At 40.3% G+C, this 21,656-nt stretch carries 14 protein-coding genes; 3 read left to right on the plus strand and 11 right to left on the minus strand.

Annotated elements, in window-relative coordinates; translation table 11 throughout:
- The first annotated feature begins 56 nt into the window (after positions 1-56).
- The 3 genes from DK866_RS07185 to DK866_RS07195 all read left to right on the plus strand — a co-directional run bounded on the left by DK866_RS07185 (position 57) and on the right by DK866_RS07195 (position 8,882).
- Complete coding sequence (locus DK866_RS07185) at positions 57-2,252, plus strand: flotillin family protein (protein ID WP_109408348.1); 2,196 nt, start codon at positions 57-59, stop codon at positions 2,250-2,252.
- Between the two features lie 86 nt (positions 2,253-2,338).
- Positions 2,339-7,273 (plus strand): DNA repair ATPase, encoded by a 4,935-nt coding sequence (locus DK866_RS07190; protein WP_109408349.1) that lies wholly within the window; start codon positions 2,339-2,341, stop codon positions 7,271-7,273.
- A 643-nt stretch (positions 7,274-7,916) separates the two neighbouring features.
- Positions 7,917-8,882, plus strand: a complete 966-nt coding sequence (locus DK866_RS07195; protein ID WP_109408350.1) for a helix-turn-helix domain-containing protein — start codon at positions 7,917-7,919, stop codon at positions 8,880-8,882.
- A gap of 142 nt (positions 8,883-9,024) precedes the next feature.
- On the opposite strand, the gene DK866_RS07200 is transcribed toward DK866_RS07195, so the two are convergent.
- The 11 genes from DK866_RS07200 to DK866_RS07250 all read right to left on the minus strand — a co-directional run bounded on the left by DK866_RS07200 (position 9,025) and on the right by DK866_RS07250 (position 21,249).
- The gene (locus DK866_RS07200) at positions 9,025-9,309 is read right to left on the minus strand and encodes a ferredoxin (RefSeq protein ID WP_060556296.1); all 285 of its coding nucleotides are present in this window, start codon (positions 9,307-9,309) and stop codon (positions 9,025-9,027) included.
- Positions 9,306-10,592: an FAD-dependent oxidoreductase FixC gene (fixC, locus tag DK866_RS07205; protein ID WP_109408351.1), complete on the minus strand. Its 1,287-nt coding sequence runs from the start codon at positions 10,590-10,592 to the stop codon at positions 9,306-9,308. The genes DK866_RS07200 and fixC overlap by 4 nt, the downstream gene beginning before the upstream one ends.
- 63 nt (positions 10,593-10,655) lie before the next feature.
- The gene (locus DK866_RS07210; protein WP_109408352.1) at positions 10,656-11,597 is read right to left on the minus strand and encodes an FAD-binding protein; all 942 of its coding nucleotides are present in this window, start codon (positions 11,595-11,597) and stop codon (positions 10,656-10,658) included.
- Between the two features lie 11 nt (positions 11,598-11,608).
- The gene (gene fixA, locus DK866_RS07215; RefSeq protein ID WP_109408353.1) at positions 11,609-12,385 is read right to left on the minus strand and encodes a putative electron transfer flavoprotein FixA; all 777 of its coding nucleotides are present in this window, start codon (positions 12,383-12,385) and stop codon (positions 11,609-11,611) included.
- Positions 12,386-12,439: 54 nt separating this feature from the next.
- Complete coding sequence (locus tag DK866_RS07220) at positions 12,440-13,579, minus strand: acyl-CoA dehydrogenase family protein (protein ID WP_072064398.1); 1,140 nt, start codon at positions 13,577-13,579, stop codon at positions 12,440-12,442.
- Positions 13,580-13,674: 95 nt separating this feature from the next.
- On the minus strand, positions 13,675-14,994 hold the full coding sequence (locus tag DK866_RS07225) for a GntP family permease (protein ID WP_072069069.1): 1,320 nt from the start codon (positions 14,992-14,994) through the stop codon (positions 13,675-13,677).
- 80 nt (positions 14,995-15,074) lie between these two features.
- Positions 15,075-16,208 carry a 2-hydroxyacyl-CoA dehydratase subunit D gene (locus DK866_RS07230; protein WP_109408354.1) on the minus strand — a complete coding sequence of 378 codons (1,134 nt, stop codon included), beginning with the start codon at positions 16,206-16,208 and terminating at the stop codon, positions 15,075-15,077.
- Positions 16,208-17,449 carry a 2-hydroxyacyl-CoA dehydratase subunit D gene (locus DK866_RS07235; RefSeq protein ID WP_109408355.1) on the minus strand — a complete coding sequence of 414 codons (1,242 nt, stop codon included), beginning with the start codon at positions 17,447-17,449 and terminating at the stop codon, positions 16,208-16,210. The genes DK866_RS07230 and DK866_RS07235 overlap by 1 nt, the downstream gene beginning before the upstream one ends.
- Positions 17,446-18,273, minus strand: a complete 828-nt coding sequence (locus DK866_RS07240; RefSeq protein WP_109408356.1) for an acyl-CoA dehydratase activase — start codon at positions 18,271-18,273, stop codon at positions 17,446-17,448. Before DK866_RS07240 ends, DK866_RS07235 begins: the two co-directional genes overlap by 4 nt.
- A gap of 36 nt (positions 18,274-18,309) precedes the next feature.
- Positions 18,310-19,545 (minus strand): CaiB/BaiF CoA transferase family protein, encoded by a 1,236-nt coding sequence (locus tag DK866_RS07245; protein WP_109400052.1) that lies wholly within the window; start codon positions 19,543-19,545, stop codon positions 18,310-18,312.
- Positions 19,546-19,611: 66 nt separating this feature from the next.
- A complete protein-coding gene (locus DK866_RS07250; RefSeq protein WP_109408357.1) occupies positions 19,612-21,249 on the minus strand; it encodes an AMP-binding protein in 1,638 nt (545 codons plus the stop codon).
- Between the last annotated feature and the right edge of the window lie 407 nt (positions 21,250-21,656).

A 21,656-nucleotide genomic window follows, 5' to 3' on the forward strand; every position in this document is an offset into this window, starting at 1 on the left:
ACAGACAAATACGATTAAAAAATGACGGCATCGTCTGAACCTATGGAGAAAAAAGTATGGATTTGGCTTTCGTTATGCCTTTCTTAACTATTGTTGGCTTCGCAATTCTAATTATTTTAGGGTTATTTGGATTATTTAAAGCTTTCTATATAAAAGTGCCACAAGGTACAGCCTTAATAGTCAATGACATGACCTCACAACCTAAAGTCCACTTCACAGGTGCATTAGTTTATCCTGTTATCTACAAAAAAGAGTTTATGCGTATTTCTCTTTTAACGTTAGAGGTTGATCGTCGTGGTAAAGATGGTTTGATTTGCCAAGATAACTTACGTGCTGATATTACCGTTGCATTTTATTTACGTGTAAATGAAACCACTGAAGACGTATTAAAAGTCGCAAAAGCCATTGGTGTTGATAGAGCATCAGATCATCAAGCAGTCAGTACCCTATTTAGTGCTAAATTCTCAGAAGCATTAAAAACAGTAGGTAAACAGTTTGAACTGTCTAAACTTTTTGAAGATAGACAAAATTTCCGTGATCGCATTGTTGATGTCATCGGTAAAGATCTTAATGGTTATGCATTAGAAGACGTTGCTATCGACTATTTAGAACAAACCCCGAAATCAGCACTTGATCCTAATAATATTTTTGACTCTGAAGGTATCCGTAAAATCACGGAAATTACCGCCATTCATAATATTGAAACCAACCAAAAAGAGCGCGACCAAGAACTTGCTATTCAAAAGAAAAACGTGGAAACCCGAGAAGCAAGTCTGGCCTTAGAACGCCAACAAGCCGATGCAGAAGCACGCCAAAAACGTGAAATCGATAATATTCGTGCTCGTGAAACATCTGAAACCTTGCGTGTGCAAGAAGAAGAGCGCTTAAAAGCAGAACAAGCTCGTATTCAAACGCAGCAAGAAATTGAAATTCGTGAAGAAAACCGCATGCGTGAAGTGGAAGTTGCACAACAAAATCGTACTCGTGCAGTCACCATTGAACAGGAGCGAGTTAATCGTGCTCGTGAATTAGAAATTGTTGCTCGTGAACGTGAAGTTGAGTTGCAACGTATTGAGAAAGAAAAAGCGTTAGAAGAAGAACGTAAAAATATCTCAAATGTTATTCGTGAGCGTGTCGCCGTAGAAAAAACGGTTGCTCAAGAAGAAGAGCGCATTAAAGAAGTACGCGAAGTCTCAGAAGCTGAACGTATGCGTCAAGTCACCATCATAAATGCACAAGCAGAAGCAGAAGAGTCTTTAGTTCGCCAAGTGAAAAGAGCCGAAGCTGATGAGTCTAGTGCTAAACATAAAGCTGAAGAAATCAGCACGATGGCGAAAGCTGAATTAGAAGCCTCTGTAAAACAATCCGAAGCGAAAAAACGTTTAGCCGAAGGTATTGAAGCAGAGCATGCTGCATTAGGTCTTGCCGAAGCACGAGTGCGCCAAGCGACAGCAGAAGCTGAAGAGAAAGAAGGCCTTGTACTGGCTAACATCACGGCTGAAAAACTATTAGCTGAAGCACGAGGCATGAAAGAAAAAGGCTTAACTGAAGCGCAAGTGATGGAAGCGAAAGCACAAGCCCAGCAACAACAAGGCCTTGCAGAAGCCAAGATTTTAGAAGAGAAATTAGCTGCCCAAGCGCGTGGTGAAGAACAACAAGCCAATGCAAAAGAGAAATTAGGCCTTGCTGATGCGAAAATTCTTGAAGAGAAACTCGCAGCACAAGCGCGTGGTGAAGGCCAATTAGGATCAGCACAAGCTGAGGTTATTCGCCAACGCTTGAAAGCAGAAGCCGATGGTTTAACAGATAAATTCAAATCTATGGATCACCTCAGTGATACCGCGCGTTCACATGAAGAATTCCGTATGAGTCTTGAAAAACAATTTGAACAAGCAATGGCGTCTATTGAAGCCAACAAAGAAATTGCACGCGAACAAGCCGATGTATTAGCAGCAGCGCTGAGCAAAACCAATATTGAAATTGTGGGCGGTGATGGCAACTTCTTTAACACCTTCTCTAAAGCATTAAGCTTAGGTAAAGCGGTAGATGGTTTTATGGATAAAAGCAGTTTTGCCAAAGAAAACGTTGAAAAACTGATTAACCGCACTCAACAAGATAAAAAACTCGATATTGCTTCTTTATTAAAAAATCCTGAAGTTCAAGATTTAATTAATGGATTTATGGCAGCAAAAGGGGCCAATCAACTGATTAAAGATGTGACAACTAAATCAGACTCCTCTAAAGAAGAATAATGCTATTTAGGAGACGAAAGGCATAGAGACATCTCTATGTCTTTTATCTTGTTTTTATCGTTTAAGCCAAGGAAATCCGTTATACCATGTCTGAAATTCTGGATACGAATCGCGAGCAGGAAATACTCGATAGCGCCGTTGCACAAGGTGGCGCGTATGAAATCTTACGCAAACGCCTCACTGAGCAAGGCCAACAACTTCATCAAAAAGCTACTGAGTTAAATCAACATCGCTTAGATGAATTTGGTCAAAGCCAAATGGATATTATTGGCCGTATCCGTATTCGTACTGAAAATAACTGCCAAGCCAGAGATATTGTTCGTGTTGGTGAATGGCTACTGTTTGGTTATAACGTTTTCCTTGGATTAAAACGTGAAATTCATCTTGAAGATGTCTTTTCACTTTATCGTTTAACTGAAAGCGAGGGAGAGTTTGACGTTGAGGCAGTCCCTTATGAAGAGACTTTTTTAAACGATAATCGTTTTATTCAGGATTTTACTGAGCTTTATACTTATTACAAAAATACGCAACTACTACAACTTGTTGAGCGTGATGGGAAATTGCTTGCCAGTTTTCAAATTGGTGCGCGAATTACTGATGTTCGTGTTTTCCGCTGGGCTATCTCAAGTGATAAAAAGCGTATCGACTATATTGATAATCGTGGTGAACGCGATATTGCCCTCCCTCCTGCTTACGATTTCGAATGGACAAAAACCCAACGTGAAGATACGGTTAATGGCCGTTTTCCCCATATCAATATTCTTGATACCGTTTTTGTCGAAACGACTGGTGGTGACCTAACCGTTAAATGTGAAAATAACACCGAAGATGGTTTAGGGATTTATCGTGAAGCCGTCTTAGATAAAAACCAATCTCTCGATGATGCACAAATTGAATATGCTCAAACAGGCAGTTTAATTCTGTTAAAAATCTTACCGTATCGCGAAGAAAACTGGCGTTATTTGGTCTACAACATTTTGACGCAAACTGTACAACGCATTGATGCAATTGGACAAGCTTGTGTTCAATTACCTGAAGATCACGGCATTATTTTCCCTGGTGGCTATTACCTGCAAAATGGCGAATACAAAACCTTTGATCAACCAATGGAAGGAATGTATTTCCGCCGTCTACGCCGTTCGCCTAATGGCGAAGATGTGTTATATGTTTTCTACTCTCCTTCACAAGGTCGCCTTGCGCTTTTCAATTACAATATGATTGAGCGTAAACTTGCTGTGCCGTTAGTTGGTCATGGCTATGCGATGCTTGAAGACGGGAAAATGGTGCTGTTTGAAGGTGAAGGCGAAGAAGCCACGCGTGTTCATCCAATGCAAGTTTGGCAAACCCCCTTCTATTCTGAAGAATTTGCCGATAAACAACCGCCTCGTAATGGTTTTTATGGCCGTATTGGTAATGCTGATTTAGTACGAGGTATTTCTGAAATTTTGCATGTTGCAAAAGAAATTGAAGGTAATCAAATCTCTATTGCTCGTTATGAGCAACTCAGCTTACAACCTAAAAACTTATTAGATCTCTATTATTGGTTTAATGATGAACACTGTTTAGGAATTGGTAAATTATTAAAAGATATCTCTCAAACCAGTGAATTAGTACTTGATGAATATGAAAAAGTGGAAAGTATTCGTCAGCAATCTGCGAAATCAATGCTTGAAGCGGTTAATCGCCAAAAATCACTACTGGCCTTAACACTCCCCGATAGTTGGACTGATATTCAACAATTTGTTGATAGCTTGAATTTATTAAATGCCCATCGAGGGCATCTGATTTCCTTGCGTGAATTCCGTTATATGGACTTAACCAAACTTAGCGCCATGGAAACAGAAATTACCGAAACACAACAGCGTGTTTCACAAGCAACCGCACTTTTCCTTGCCAGTGATAAAGCATTACAACCATTCAAAGCTCAACTTGTTACCTTTGAAAACCTCATTGAAAAAGCCCAGAACAGCGCACAACTAGATGCACCAATGAATGACATGGAAAAAATGTCTGCTGATTTGGATATGCTTTCTAACTTAATGGCATCTTTAACGTTCCAAGACGTTACCCAACAAACGCATATTATTGATGCAATCTCACAAATCTATGCTCAGCTCAATCAATCTCGCGCTCGACTACAACAAAAACGCAAATCACAAAGTAGCGTCGAAAGCGTGGCACAATTTGGTGCTCAATTTCGCTTATTTAGCCAAGGGATCACCAATGCTTTATCCCTTGCAACCGATCCTGAACGTTGTGACGATCAGCTTTCGCGTCTTTTAGTTCAATTAGAAGAGCTAGAAAGTCAGTTTAGCCATCATGATGAATTTCTTGATGATATTATGGCTAAACGTGAAGAGTTAGTAGAAACCTTTGAGTCACACAAACAAGTGTTGCTTGATGATCGCCAACGTCGCTCACAAAGCCTATTAACCGCAGCCAATCGCTTACTGGAAAATCTGCAACGTCGAACATCTCGATTACAGTCACAAGATGAGTTAAATGCCTTTTTCGCATCAGATCCTTTATCACTAAAAACACGAGAGATCATTGAAAAATTAAGAGAAATCAATGATAACGTCAAAGCTGATGATATTGATGCACGCTTAAAATCCTCTCGCGACCAAGCTATTCGTATTCTGCGGGATAAAACTGATATTTTTGAAGACGGTGGCAATGTTATTAAATTAGGGCCTCGCCATCGCTTTAGCGTAAATACGCAAGAACTTGATCTCACTATCTTACCTAAAGAAGATAAGCTTTGGTTATATCTGACAGGAACGGATTACCAAGAACCGATTGAAAATACAGAACTTGCTCAATTACAGCCTTATTGGAATGCCTCACTTGAATCTGAATCGGACACTGTTTATCGTGCAGAGTACCTTGCTTACTCCATTATTTATGCAGCGGCAAAACGTCAAGATGGTCTTGATTACGAAACGCTAAAAGAAGCACTCACTCTTCCAGAAAAGCTGGAAAAACTCGTGCGTGATTTTGCAACCCCACGTTATAAAGAAGGTTATGAAAAAGGTATCCACGATCACGATGCGATCGCCATATTGAAAAAGCTGATCCCTATTGGCGAAAGTGCTGATCTTCTACGCTATAACCCAACGGCACGCGCAATAGCTGCGCTCTTTTGGGAAACGAAACAAAATGAGCAATATCCCGCTTTATGGCCTGAACGCGCAAGAACCGCACTGAATATTCAGCAATTATTCCATACCGACGATGCGTTAACCGATCTGCAAGCAGAAATCGAAGCGGATATACGCCTCTTCCTTCATGATAATCCGATTGAGTGCGAACACTATGTACCGATGCAGGCCTCTGAATATTTAAGCTTTGCGTTGGCGAGAACACCTATTGAATTAGTTTATAGCAAATATGCTAAAGAGTTAGTGATTGCATTACAAAGCCGATTAGAAGAAGCCCATATGTGGATAGACTTTAATCGTTCACAACAGAATTTAGGTACGCGATACGCACAGCGTTGGGCACTGATCCAAAATTGGCTACAAGGGCTGTGCTCTCTGCCTGATTATGCCGAACTCTCACCTTATATTCCGGGTGCTATCGCTATCATTATATTAGATAAAGTTGCATCAGCTCGTTATAGTGAAGCTGATTTATACTTCACTGTAACGGGTTTATTAGGCTCTCACCCCACCATTGAAAACCAGGCATTATCACTCAGTTTAGATGACTATTTCAGCCGGATGCGCGGGCAAAGAAAGAACTTTATTCCTGCATTCCGACAGTATCTCACACTGCGTCAAAAAATAGTCAGCGATGAACGTGAACGCTTAAAACTGCATGAATTTAAAGCCAAACCATTAAGCTCTTTTGTCCGTAATAAGCTGATTAACGATGTCTATTTACCGATTATTGGCGACAATATGGCAAAACAAATTGGTGCGTTAGGCGAAGGTAAACGCACCGATTTAATGGGATTATTATTAATGATCTCACCTCCGGGTTATGGCAAAACCACATTAATGGAATATGCAGCCGCACGTTTAGGTCTTATTTTTATGAAGATCAATGGCCCTGCATTAGGACATAACGTGCTATCACTCGATCCCGAACAAGCACCTAATGCAACAGCAAGGCAAGAGCTTGAAAAACTCAACTTAGCATTAGAAATGGGTAATAACGTTATGCTGTATGTGGATGATATTCAGCATACTCACCCTGAATTCTTACAAAAGTTCATTTCGCTCTGTGATGGAACAAGACGTATTGAAGGAGTATGGAAAGGAAAAACCAAAACCTATGATATGCGGGGTAAAAAATTCTGTGTCGTCATGGCTGGTAACCCTTACACCGAATCAGGTGAAGTCTTCCGTATTCCTGATATGTTGGCTAACCGAGCTGATATTTATAACTTAGGTGAAGTATTAGGTGGTATGGACGATGCTTTTGCCCTGAGTTATATCGAAAATAGCTTAACGTCGAATGCGGTATTGGCACCGCTTGCACTACGTGATCTTAACGATCTCTATATTTTAGTTGATAAGGCGATGGGGAAATCTGTTTCTACCAATACATTAAGTTACCCTTATTCTGATGCTGAAATTAATGAAATTGTAATGGTGCTTAAACACTTAATTACGCTACGCAATGTCATTTTAAAAGTAAATCAGCAATATATCGCCAGTGCGGCACAATCAGATAAATATCGCACAGAGCCAGCATTCCGTTTGCAAGGCAGCTACCGCAATATGAATAAATTAAGTGAAAAAGTCTCTGCGGTAATGAATGATGAAGAGATTGAACGCTTACTCGACGATCATTATCTTGGTGAAGCACAATTGCTGACAACTGGAGCCGAGGAAAATTTATTAAAACTCGCGGAATTACGTGGAAAACTAACTGAAAAAGACGCTATTCGTTGGCAACAAATCAAGAAAGACTTTATGCGCAATAAAGCATTGGGTGGTGATAATGCCGATATTGGCGACCGCGTAGTATCACAGTTAGCCAATTTAGTGGAAAGTGTGCAAGGCCTACGTTAAAGATAGAAAATATTCATTTTCAGCCCACTAATTTTAGTGGGCTAAATACTACATAAATAATGTTTTATAAATCGAGAAACCTATTTCACGTTCACAATATTGATTTGTTCACAACAAGTGAAAAAGTGAACGTCATTAAAATTAAATATATTTACTATTAAATTTATAAAAAATTAATTTAATTTTATATAATTAATAATTATATGATTAACAATAAAAAAACAAAATTATTTAACAACCAATTCTATTATGTACATAAAATCCATATTAACTCACACTCCGAAAAGAATGAAATAAATAAGACATTAATAAGAATCACTCTTAATCCATTTATGAGATCTCTCTCTAAAGATAGGAAATTAACTTAGGATTAATAGCATAGAAATGATAGCATCAAAAATGCTATAAATTAATTATATTAGTTATATGACTTTAATTTAAAAAATTAAAAATTTTTAAATATATTACCTTCAATTTATTAACAAAAAAGATAATAAGTATCTTCGCTAATAATTATTTAAATGCACTATTTTAAGTTTAAAGTTATAAAAAATATTATTCTATTTCCATCTAGTTTAAGTTGTTTTTTATACTAGATTGATGGCAACACAACAAAAATACTTTCAATAAAAGTGGGCGTACTATGAAAAGCATGTTTACGACACGGGAACTCCCTGACGTAGATCGGTTTTCCGTATTCAGGGATACAATAAAAGACCGCTTTTTATCGTCTTATGAATGCAATGAAGTCGAATTGCCTCCTCATTCTCGATTCTATGCCAATATTGTCGAGCAGAAGGTGACAAATATTCGCTTTATTCAGTTAGAGTCTAATGGACACTGGGCAAGTAGCCGTCCTTTGAGCCATAAACTGAGCTTAGAAGAACATTTTCAAATTGAGATACAGCGTTCAGGAACCAGCCATCTAACTCAAGATGGAAGAACGGCATTTCTGCGACAAGGCGACTTTTGTATTTTTGATATGGCAAGACCCGTATCCTGGTCTTTTGATAACGACTACTCGTTATTTAAGATCCTTATCCCAAGGGAGAAACTAGCATCACGTTTAGGTAATACCCAAAATCTTACAGCAAGAGCAATACGCGGTAATAGCATTACCGGCTCTCTCGTTTATAGTTTTGTGATGCGTTATATTCCATTTTTGGATTCAATGCCACCACAACATGCACAACAACTTGCTGATATTTTATTGAACTTAATTACTTCAGCCTTTAGCGAATTTAGTATTGCGACACCACCGCAAAGCTTAGGAAGATCAACACTGTTTTATTTTGCTCAGCACTATCTTGAGCAACATCTTTCCGATCCCGATTTAAGTGTTAATGAATGTGCTAATGCGTGTGGGATCTCAGTCCGCTATTTACAGATGCTATTTAAAGAACAAAATACGTCTGTACTTCGTTGGATCTACCAAAAGCGTCTTGAGAATTATAAAACAGCGTTAGTTAATCCGCTTTTAGCAGAGAAAAATATTACACAACTGGCTTATGAATGTGGGTTTAGTGATATTTCTAATTTAAGCCGAAAATTTAAATCTGAATTTTTTATGACACCTTCAGAGTATCGAAAAATACACTCGTTAAGATAAGTTATAAAACAAAATTATGGGTTATATAAGTATCATTACAAGCATTATGGTTCGTATATGAATCAATATGTACCCATAATACTTATCCCCCCTCTAGTTTAAATTTTGGAGGTTACACTAGAGGGGAAAAAGATCTATTTCATTAGCCGTAACGAAATTCAATGCCTAGTGTGCCACACGGATATTCCCATTTCTTTAAAATCGTCTCACCACATAACACACGGCAAGTACCACACTCTAAACACCCCGCATAATCAAAAAGATATTGCCCTTTCTCATCTTTTTTATATAGCCCTGCGGGACAAGCTTTCATTAAGATTTCAAATTGTGCAGGATCGATATCATCCTTTAAGACAATATGCGGATTTTCTTCATCCACATTAAATTTATTAACGCCTAATTTAACGTCTACGTTTACTTGACTCATAAAGAACGTACTCCTTTAAAGCCATCTTTAATTAAGTTCATCACACCAACTTTCTTCACTTGAGACAGTATTTTCTTACGTACTGGTTTTTCTGGGCCATTAATCACGAATAAATCATGCATGACATTGGCCGCCATTTGCGGATAATCCGTAAAGAATCTGGTGTTATCAAGGAAAGCAGGCAGATCTTTATATAGCTTCATATCTTTCATAACAAAGCTGTCATTTAATAAAGATTGATAACAACTCAGCTCTTTTTGACTGTAGCTGTTTTGTTCTTTCGCCATTAATACCGCTTTTGCGGCCGCTTCACCTGAAGCAATCGCCAGATCCATCCCTCTTACGGTATAACCCACATTGAGGCAAAAACCAGCTGCATCACCTGCCACTAATACACCATCTCTCACTAATTCAGACACCATATTCATGCCACCTTCTGGCACCATATGGGCTGAATATTCTAATAATTTTCCGTCTTTGATAAGCGGTGCAACAACAGGATGTTGTTTAAAATCTTCTAATAATTGAGGAACCGTTTTTTCGAACTTATCGACGTTATGTAGCCCTAAAACTAGGCCTAAAGAAACGGTATTTTTATTGGTATATAAAAAACCACCACCTAAGTATCCCCCTGATGGTGCGCCCGCAAAAAGCCAAGCTAACCCTTCATCATTGGTGCAACCAAATCGGTCTTCCATTTGTTGAGGAGTAAATTCAAGTAACTCTTTAACACCAACGGCAACAGTATGAGGATTTACTTTTTGCGTCATGCCTAATTGCTTCGCTAATAATGAATTAACACCATCAGCTAAAATCACAACATGGGCTTCAATTTCATCATCACCCGCTTTAACGCCGCATACTTTGCCATCTTTTACTAATACTTCATCGACACGAACGCCCGTGATCACTTGTGCGCCAACATCTTCCGCTTTTTCCATTAACCACTGATCAAATGAAGAACGCAATACAGTATAAGAGCGCGCCGCTTCCTCTTCTTGCTGAGTATGCTGATAATCTAACGTCACGCCATCTGTCGGCGTTAACATGGAGATCTTTTCACGCGTCACAAGGCGCTCAACTGGGGCTTCTTCAGCAAAGTTAGGAATGATTTTTTCAAGACTATGTGCGTATAAACGCCCACCCGTCATATTTTTACTGCCAGCGAAATTACCTCGCTCAACCACTAAAACATCACATCCTGCTTGCGCTAAAACATAGGCAGCAGTACCACCAGCAAGTCCACCACCCACAATAATGGCGTCAAAAATATCGTCTGACATACTTTTCTATCCTTTTATTATGTGTGGTCGCTTAGCACACTTTCACTAAGCGACCGACGGGGATTAGCCGCCAAGTTTTGCTGTTAATGCAGGTAACACTTTGTAGAGGTCGCCGACAATCCCGTAATCCACCATATTGAAGATAGGCGCATTTTTATCTTTGTTGATACCAACAATAATTTTTGCTCTATCTACACCGACCATATGTTGAATTTGCCCTGAAATACCGACAGCAACATAAACATCAGCACCTAAGGTCACGCCTGAAACACCAATGTAGCGATCGTGTTCCATCCAGCCTTCACCTTCAGCAATTGGACGTGAGCAACCCACTTCACCTTGAAGGGCTTTCGCTAATGCAGACGCTAACGCAATATCATCTGCCTTACCAAAGCCACGTCCAACACCAACAACACAATGCGCTTTACCTAAATCAACGCTACTACCTTGTTTTGGCTTACGTGCTAACACTTTTAATGTATGCGCAGGGGCGACAAAGGTGCCTTGTACCACTGATGCATTGGGAGCATCTGTAATGACTTCCACATCTAATGCACCACCAACGGTAGCAATAGCATAAGGTGAGCGAATTTCTGCTTTAGCATGTGCTAAACCACCATAAACTTGATGTGTTGCGATCACGATATTGTTTTCAACAGTCAGACTTAATGCATCACTGACAACACCCGCTTTTAACATCACACCTAGGCGGGCCGCAATGGCTTTTGCTCGTTTTGATGATGCTAATAAAACCAATGCATTAGCACCTGCTTCTTTAATAATTTCAGCAAAAGAGGCCGCATAATCTTCAGCAATCACACCTTCTTGTGGCGCAAAGCAATAGACACAATCAGCACCAAGGCTGACACATTCACGCGTGCTTTCGTCATCACCGATAAATAACACATTCACTTTTTCACCAAGACCACGAGCAAACGCTATCAGCTTTGCTAAATCATCCGCTTTCTCGGCATAAACAAAGGTAGTAGGTAGTAAACTAGCCATTTTTAATCTCCTTATTGATTAACCGCTTGGCGTAAATGCTCAGCAAATGTGGCAATATTTTCATCTGAATCACCTTCTAAAATAATGCCAAGGCGATCAGTCTGTTCTGGTGCGCACACTTGTGTTTGCACGACAGTCAGTGCTGAAATATCAACACCAATATCACCTAACCCAAGTTTCTCAACAGGTTTTTTATTCGCAGCTAAAATGGCTTTCATTGACGGTAATTTTGGGGTGTTAATGCTTGATGTCACGCAGACAACGGCAGGTAATGTCAGCTCTAGCTCTTCAGTGATATTTTCTAAATCACGCTCAACAATAATTTTGTCACCATCAACGGTGATTTTGTTAACGGCATTAACACAAGGTAAGCCTAAGTATTCACCTACTGCTAAACCTGTTTGTTGAGCGTATAAATCACCAGAACCTTCACCGAAAACTAATAAATCAAAACCCACCTTTTGTGCTGCTTGCGCAATAATATTGGCGGTATCTGTTGAATAAAGAGCATTGCACGCATCATCAGCAACAAGTGTTAATGCATCAGGGCCACGCGATAAAATATCTTTTTTAATTTTCGCGTTTTCTACCATTGCACTCGTGCCTACACTAAGCGCTGTTACGGTACTATCACCCAGAGCCGAGGCAATTTCTACTGCGGTTTCAATTGCATTTAAATCATATAAACTAATTTTTAAACCCGCATTATCAGTTGCGAGTGTACGATCAGGCCGCGTTGTGATGTCTTGTTCGTCATGAACAACCTTACAGCAGGCAATAAGTTTCATAATTCACATTCTCCGTTTTGCTCAAGGGAGCAAATTAATAAAATCCCAATGTCATTACGCTAAAATATGTTTAGCGATCACCATGCGTTGCACTTCGCTTGTGCCTTCAAAAATTTCAGTGAGTTTTGCTTCACGCATTAGGCGTTCAACAGGGTAAGATTTGGTGTAGCCCATACCACCGTGGAGTTGAACGGCTTTTTGAGTGACATAGGTTGCTGTTTCAGAAGCGTATAATTTGGCTTGCGCTGATTCGCGGGTATAAGGAAGCCCAGCAATTTTTGCCGCAGCTGCGCGATACACCAACATACGAGCACAATCTACACGGGTAGCCATATCCACTAGCATCCATTGCACACCTTGGTTAGCTGCAATAGGTTTTCCAAATTGAATACGCTCTTTGGTGTAATCAATCGTGGCATCTAATGCACTTTGTGCGATACCTAACGCAATAGCTGAACAGCTTAAACGGCCACCATCTAAGGTTTCCATGGCAATGCTAAAGCCTTTACCTTCCGCGCCTAAACGTGCACTAACAGGTACAACACAGTCACTAAAACTGACAGAACAGGTTTCAGAGCCATTCATACCCATTTTTTCTTCTGGTAAACCAATGCTGATCCCTGGGTTATCACGCTCAACTAAGAATGCGGTGATCCCTTTAACACCCGCACTTTTATCAGTCATGGCAAATACGATAAAGAATGCACCTTGAGGTGCTGCGGTGATCCACAATTTAGATCCATTAATCACATAATTATCACCTTGACGAACAGCGGTTGTTTGTTGCGCTGCGGCATCACAACCCGCACTTGGTTCGGATAAACAGAAGCAACCAATTTGTTCACCTGAAACCACTCCCGGTAAAATACGTGCTTTGGTTTCTTCATCAGCATATTTTTGAATAACGGGGCCAGTTAATGAACACTGTGATCCCATGATCATCGCGTGTGCAGCGCTGACTTTTGCCATTTCTTCTGTTGCTAATACATAGCTAATTGCATCCGCTTCTGTTCCACCATAATTTTCATCAATATTGAAACCAAAGAGTCCTAATTCAGCCATAGGTGCAACGCTTTCACTTGGAAAACGGTGTTCTTTATCAATTTCGCCAGCAATAGGCTTAATATCATTTTCAACAAACTCTCTGACCATATCGCGGATCAGGACTTGTTCTTCTGTTAGCTGAAAATCCATGTTTATTTTCCTCTGTGAATATATAGGGTTATCTCTATGGCGTGCGATTTCACGTTTGTCGTCTTATCGCACGCATTAATGGGTTAACGTTATTTCTACATCGTCGCTATGGATGCAGGTAAGAAGGTGTACAGCAGCAACATAAACATCATGGCTAACAGTGGGATAGCGAGAGTTAACGTTCCTACAGGGCCATAGCCCTCTTTATGGCTGACACCACAAACGCTAAAGACAGTAATAATCAATCCGTTAAATGGCGGAGTTGTACTCATTGATGCCATTGTTGCCACACGGTGTAAGGAGCCTTGATCAACCACAGTTGCAGGGAACATTGCGGCAATCATTGGCATAGCAATACTTAGCGCACCAGAGCCAGAACCACTGATAAACACCAAGGCACCGACTGAAATTGCAGTAACAACAAGTGGATTAAGACCCGATTGAGCAATCGCTTGGAATGATTCTTTGAACGCAGGTAAGGTCATCACTAATGCCCCAAACCCAACAATAACCGCCGTATTAAAGAGGGAGGTCACCCCTTCCATTGTTCCTGCGGCTAAATTAGGTACGAGCTTTTTCCAATCGAGATAGCGTAAATACACAATCAAGGCGGCGATAATGGCGCAGAATAGTGCGATAGCAGGGTCCCATTTCAGGATATTCAGCACGACCAGCAAAATAAGCATAGGGAGTAATGCAACGAGCACATTAGGTAATTGACGATCTTTTTTACCTTCTTCGGCTTTTGCTGTTTTTTCGTCTTCAACCCAGCCTTCACCTTTCGCTTTTACACGCTTAAATAACCAAGTGAGATAAATAATCACTAAGGTGACTTGGAATAATGCTGTCAACATACCCGGTACTAAACCGGCCGTAGCTGACGTACCTAAGAACTTCATTGGGATAAGGTTTTGGATTTGTGGTGATCCAGGCATTATCATCACAAACGTACCTGCACCAGCAAAATAGACAGCAGGAATAAGTCTGCGAGGAAGATTCGCTTTGCGGAATAAACTCACCATCATCGAATAAACGGTAAACAGTGCAACAAACACTGAAACACCGCCGTAGGCTAAAATGGCACAAGCCGCAACTAATGAAGGAATAACGGCTCTTTCACCAAATTTACCAATAATAAAAGAGGCAACACTATCAGCAGCGCCACTGATAGCGGTTAATTTGCCAAAAATCGCACCAAGTACGAAAATGAAGAAGAAGCTACCAAAATAACCACCTAACCCACCGGTATACACTTGTAACAGTGCATCGACAGGATTAAGCATATCTGGTGATACAAGCCATGCAGTCACAGCAAGAAATAGGCTGGTGGTAAAGACAGAAATGAAGATATGTATGCCTTTCATACACATGATCATTAATATCGCTAGCCCAATGATTAAACAAATAATACCCATGATTGCCCCACTTATATGTGTTAGGGTTCAATTGACCTGTGCTATTCACACAGGTCTTTTGTGACTATTGATTAATGTTGTTAAGCAGAAAGCACATCAGCAAAAGTTTGCAGTGCCGTTCTAGCTTGTTCATACGTTTTAGTTTGCTGATCGATTTCGATAATGATGGAAGGAATGCCTTCTCTATCGAGGAATTTCTTCACTATCGGGGCATCGAACTCTTCTGGATCACAGAATTTTGTTAGCAAATAGACAACACCATCAGCGCCTGTGTTTTTCACCATATCGGCAATTAAACGGCCACGTTTTTTCTCTGGATCATATAAAAGTGAACACCCTTCAAGCTGGGCGATTTGCTCTGCCATTGCTTCATAAGGTGCGTTATTTTCTGGGATATCTTGACGGAACTGACGAGACTCATGTGCCACTTCATCTGCCACAATCGCCATCTTGTTATCAGCCAAAATTTGTAGAATAGAAGGGCTATCCGCAATAATGCCTGTCACAACAACTTTGTGCCCTTTCCAAGGTTCTGGAGATAAGGTTTTGCATTGTGCAACAATGGCTTCAACGGCTTTTGTATGTTCAATGACATCCATAAAGTAACCACTTTTGATCACAGTATTACGACGTTGTGGTGTGATTAAGTTTGGATGAAGCGCGGCCATCTCTGAAAATTCGCGTAACGCGGCGCGTCGCTGATTAAACAAATGGATTGCACTTTTTAGTGCATCATCTGTCACAGGCTGACCTGAAATTTCCCCTAATTGCAGTGCGATTTTTTTGTATTGTTCGGTTAAGAAAGCAATACCCGCTGGGGTTTTACGATTTTGTGGATGCACCAGTTGGATAAAAGGCACTTGTGGCACACCGGCTTTCCAGTTTTGCCCTAAGCATTTTAAGGTGTCACACAAAGAAGGAATTATGGCTGCTGACAGTTTATTCAGCGCACCATCCAATCCCATCTCAAGAGAAGAAAGCACTAGCGCGCAATAGAAAGGAGGAAAATATTTCTTCGCTTCTGAGATCTCACGTCCTTCCGCGCCCCAAATGCCAAAAGGCACCATGCCTGCTGCATAGACAATTTCATTCGGAGTATATTCAGGGAAACAACCAATCACCTTTTTGCCACTACGAATAAAACCCTCTAATTGCGCAACGGGGTTATCCACCACGGCTTGCAGCTCATCAAATCTATCCGTTAATGCTTTCATTAGATGTCTCCCTTTTTCATATCTGCTTTATTCGCAGCCATAATTTCTGTTAATGCTTCAACACGGGTGACATACTGCGCTTCAGAGAAAACTCGGGGATCTGCTTGGTCGCCATCAAAAGTCACCGTTGGGATCTTAAGTTCATGGCGAATACGGCGCTCAATTTCGGGCATAATGCCACTCCAGAGCTTACAACTGCGGTTAACGTGAATAATCGCACCATCAACTTTATTTTGACGGCTGACGTTAATACGCATATCTGCCGCGCGCTCAACAGAGACGCAGTTAGGAACGTAAGAGTAAGCACGCATCATCTCGTCACTGTTTTGATAAATCACACCAAACGCGGTGGCGTAAACAGTAGCGGTAACGTTAATACCTTGCTCTTTTAACGGGGTAGATGTGGCACGCAAATAAGGCCAGCAAGCAATACCTTCAAAGAGAACACGGTATTTTTCTTCACCGCGGTAAGTCGATTTTTTCTCTTTGATATTTTGTTCCATTTCTTCACACAGTTGCTCAAAAGCCAGTGCAGCTTCTAATTTGCCGCGAGCACAAACAGCAACCGCCATGTGGTTAAACAGATCAAAACCATTCATTGGTGACGGTTCATATTGGCAATATTCTGCTGCTTTTAGCCATGCGCGCCCTGTACGTTGTGAGATTTCACAGACTTCTTTAAACTTCTCTTCGGAGAAGACTTTGCCAGTGACTTTTTCAAGTTGTTTAATCGCATCATCAAATTGTGCTTGAACATACTTCACTGTCACATCATCAGTGTCATAATCATTTTTATAAGGAATATCGATAAGGATCATCGGGATATTCAATTCGTATGCGATATTTTCATACCACTTGATCATGCAGTTACAGATATTGTTACAGCACAGCAAGAAATCAGGCTGAGGCATATCCATCTCTTCACACTGCTTAATATCCATGTATGAGAGGCTGATTCGAGCATAAGCACAGATATCATTGGAATATCCCATGCTTTCTGCATGCTCACACATTTTTAAACCTGCACCTTTTGCCGCAATGGCTGCGGCTTGGTTTTCAGGATAAACCACGCATAAACCTAATGTTTCAGCAATTTCTTGTGGGAAGTTAGAGGCACACCAGCCTATTTTTTCACCGCTATTTTTAGCATCCCACGCACGCTGATAAGCATCAGCAGCGATTTTTTGCAGTCGTTTTTTCGCAGGAATATAATCCGGCGCATTCATATCTACATTGCTCATTTTGATGTTCCTATTGTTAACGCATCGTCTTCCAGTTGATGGCGGTACGCTTCAAAGGCATAAATGGCGGCACCTATCGCCCCGTTGTATTGTGATAAAGGTGAAGTGGCGATAGAGGCGTTCAACTCTTCGCTTACATAACGAACAACTTCAAAATTACTGGCAACACCGCCTGTCATCACGACAGGGGCTTCAACCCCCACTCGTTTTGCAAGACCAGCAATACGGCTAGCCACAGAACGGTGAATGCCATTAATAACGTCGGGTATTGTTTCGTTATTCGCGAGATGAGAAATCACTTCTGATTCAGAGAACACGGTACAGGTTGAGCTAATCGTGACTTTCTTAGTGGACTTAGCGCCCTCTTGAGCGAGGTCAGAAATCTTGGTTTCTAATACTCTCGACATTACATCTAAAAAGCGTCCTGTACCGGCGGCGCATTTGTCATTCATCACAAAGTTTAATAAACGGCCTGCACCATCCATATGAAGTGCTTTAACGTCTTGACCGCCGATATCAATCACTGTTTTTACGCCCGGAAAAAGAAAGTGCGCGCCTTTGGCGTGACAGCTCAGTTCGCTCACTTCTTTATTGGCTTCTTTCAGAGAATTACGGCCATAACCGGTTGCACAGATCCAACTGATCTGACTGAGATCGCCACCAAACTGGCTTAATACTTCAGCGATCGCTTTTTCAGGCCCAGAGGTTCCTGCACCCACAGATGCCAGTGATTTAGCGACAATGGCGTCACCATTTTTCATGATGATGCATTTTGATGCAGACGATCCGATATCAACGCCCATTGTGAAAATGTCTTGTTGCATGCCTTTGCTCTCCTGAAAATTAAAAAAATAAGTGGATTATTCTTTCCACGTCATCACGTCTTTATTGGCTTCAAGGCTGGCGATTTCTTCTGCGCTATACCCTAATTCAGCTAATACAGACGGTGTGTCTTCACCTAACAAAGGACCACGACGATATTCAGGTAAACCACTCTCTAAGAAATCAATAGGTGGACGAACTAAGGCTTTTTCACTGCCATTTTTGTACTTCATGTTGTAGAAGGTGTTGATTGCCCAAGCTTGTTTGTCTTCCAACACTTCTTCCCATGTTTGCGCAATACTGAATGGGATATCGTTTTTGGTAAAAATATCTGCCCATTCTGACGCTGTTTTTTGCTCAACTTGTTGCCAAATCAGGTCATATAATTCAGGGGAGCGATTATTTTTCGCTACTTCTTGTAGACGTGTATAACGAGCGTCTTCCGCTAAATCTGGACGACCAATACAAGAAATAAAGGTTGGATAATAGGCGTCATAAACAGGCATACAGACTTGAATAAAACGGTCATCTTTTGTTTTATAAGCCAGAATAAATGGGCTGGTAGTATTACGACGATCGATTGGATACGGCTGACCATAATCTGGGTATTGTGCCGCTTGGATCATGATTGCTTGGGTATAAATTGAGGTATGCAGTAAGTTAGTTGAAACATACTCACCTTGCCCAATATTTTTAGCGCGAATATAAGCAGCTAACACACCAGACACTAAACCTAATGCACATTGGTGATCACCAAGGCCAGGGATCACATTCATTGGTACTGTGCCTTTTTGGTACAGCGAACCTAAAATGCCACCACGAGCAAAGAATGCCGTGTAATCAAATCCAGGTAGATCTTTATCTGGGCCTTCATCACCATAGCCGGTCACGCTGGCGTAAACTAATTTTGGAAAACGTTGTTTTAACGTTTCATAATCCAACCCTGCGCGTTCTCTTGCACCAGGACGCCAGTTAGTTAAGAAAATGTCGGCTTTTTCTAGCAGTTCAAACAGAATTTTTTTACCTGCTTCTGTTTTCGTATTTAACACGATGCCACGTTTATTGGCATTTTCTAAATCAAAGCTGGTGTTTTCATGTTGATCTAACGGACGGCCTTCAGTCGGTGCGGTATAACGTAAGTTATCACCACTTGGGGATTCAATTTTGATTACGTTTGCCCCCATATCAGCTAAAATACGGCCCGCTGCGGGTACGGCAATAAAGGTCGCCAACTCAACTACAGTGACGCCTTCCAGTGCTTTACGACTTGTCATTTTTTCTCCTAATTATTTTTAGACTTCATACTGCTGTTGTCAGAATGTGGATAAATCCGTTGTCACTTAACCCGCTACTTTGGTTTCTTCATCCTTGATTGAAACGCCATAACCCAATTGCAATTTCAGGGCTTGCACATCAATTTTTCCGCAAGGGGTATGAGGAAACTGCGTAAAGAAATGGAGTTCTTTGGGAATTTTGTAGCGAGCTAGACGCTCTTGTAGAAATACACGTAATTCGCTTTCATTTAGGGTGCAGTCTTTTTGCACACAAATAGTGGCAATGACTTCCTCACCTAAATCGACAGAAGGAATGCCGAACGCTTTCGTTGCGTCAACACCGGGATATTCCGCAATGGCCTCTTCTATTTCACAAAGGCTGATATTTTCACCACCACGGACGACAATCTCTTTCATGCGATAGGCGTAGTGATAATTTCCTTGTTCATCGACATAACCAATATCCCCTGTATGTAACCAACCTTCCTCGTCTAGAGCTTCCTTGGTTTTATCAGGAGCATTGTCATAACCCATCATCACATGAAAACCACGAGTGCAAATTTCACCCAAAACGCCCACTGGCACAGGTTTACCCGTTTTCGGACTAATGATTTTCATTTCAACAAAAGGTAATGGTTTACCGATAGAACTGCGTTTTATGGGTAAAGCATCGTTTGGTAATGTTTGAGTACAACAAGGCGAGGCTTCTGTTTGTCCATAAGAGACGGTGATCCCTTTCATTCCTAACGTATTTTCAATGTCATCAATTAACACAGGAGGGAAACTTGCCCCGGCAATAATGCCTTTATCAAGGCTAGATAAATCGTAATGAGAAAACTGCTCGTGCTTCATTAAACGGCTAAAAATCGTTGGTACGCCATGCATAACGGTGCAACGATAGTCTTGGACGACTTTCAAAACATCTTCTGCACAATAGTTATCAAGAAGAACTAATTGGCATCCGGTTGTTAACGCAAAAAAGAGACAAGAAGAGAGCCCAAAACAGTGGAATAAAGGAACAGCAAGACAAATGACATCGTTATGCGTTACGCCTAATCGCTGTGCTGACAGCATGGCATTATTAATCACATTATATTGGCTTAACATGACACCTTTAGGCATAGCAGTACTGCCTGAGGTCATTTGAATAGTCAGTAAATCTTTTACACTAACTTGTGAAATAGCATGTTGATATTCTTTATCTGATATTTTTTGGCTAATTGCTTTTAATTGAGATAATGAGACACTTTTTTCTGCCGATTTATTTCCCATACTAATAAATAACTGAGGTAATACATCCTTATTTTCAGTTACTTTTTTAGCAAGGCAATTAATCACTTCAATAAAGTCATTACTTTTAAACCCATCAGAAAAACATAATGCTTTAATACCGGTTAATCGACATAAATCTAATAACTCTCTTTTTTTAAAATGAAAGTTAATACAAACAACAGGAACACCAATTTGAGCAGCAGCAAGAAAACAAATTATCCACTCTTTACTATTAGCAGACCAAATACCTAAACGATCACCTTTTTTTAAACCAATCGCTAAAAAACCACGCGCAACACTTTCTACTTCTTGTTGTAATTGTTGCCAAGAAAGTGTCTTTTTACTTTGGTTTTCAATCAATGCTGTTTGTGAAGCATATTGCTTTACAATATTGTTTAGACATTCTTTAACTGTCATTTCTAATAAGGTCATAAATACCTACTCAACCGCTTTTTTGCTGGTGTTTGCGTCTGTAATGACCTTATTCTGGGTAGGGGGAATTATTCATTCTTGGTAAATAACGAACTGTTTTTCGTCATTTGAATAGTATGAGAGAGATCTGTGATTGGGGTCTAGATTTGATGAGTTAAATATAATTTGTAATTGAAGATGAATTAATAACAATGAAATAAATTTGAAACCAAGGCGTTATAAAGGTGTTATTTTTAAAAATAAAAAGGAGAGTCATTTTATTTAAATAATAAAAATAAAATCACTCTCTCTTTAATATAAATAATCTCATCTCTCTTTAAGGTATAAATAAATCTTATCAATAATCATTGGTGTGATAATTTAAATTAAAATAATATAAAAATAAATACAATAATGATTAAAATTTA

It is taken from the genome of Proteus genomosp. 4 str. ATCC 51469, from assembly GCF_003144375.1.
Taxonomy (GTDB): Bacteria; Pseudomonadota; Gammaproteobacteria; order Enterobacterales; family Enterobacteriaceae; genus Proteus.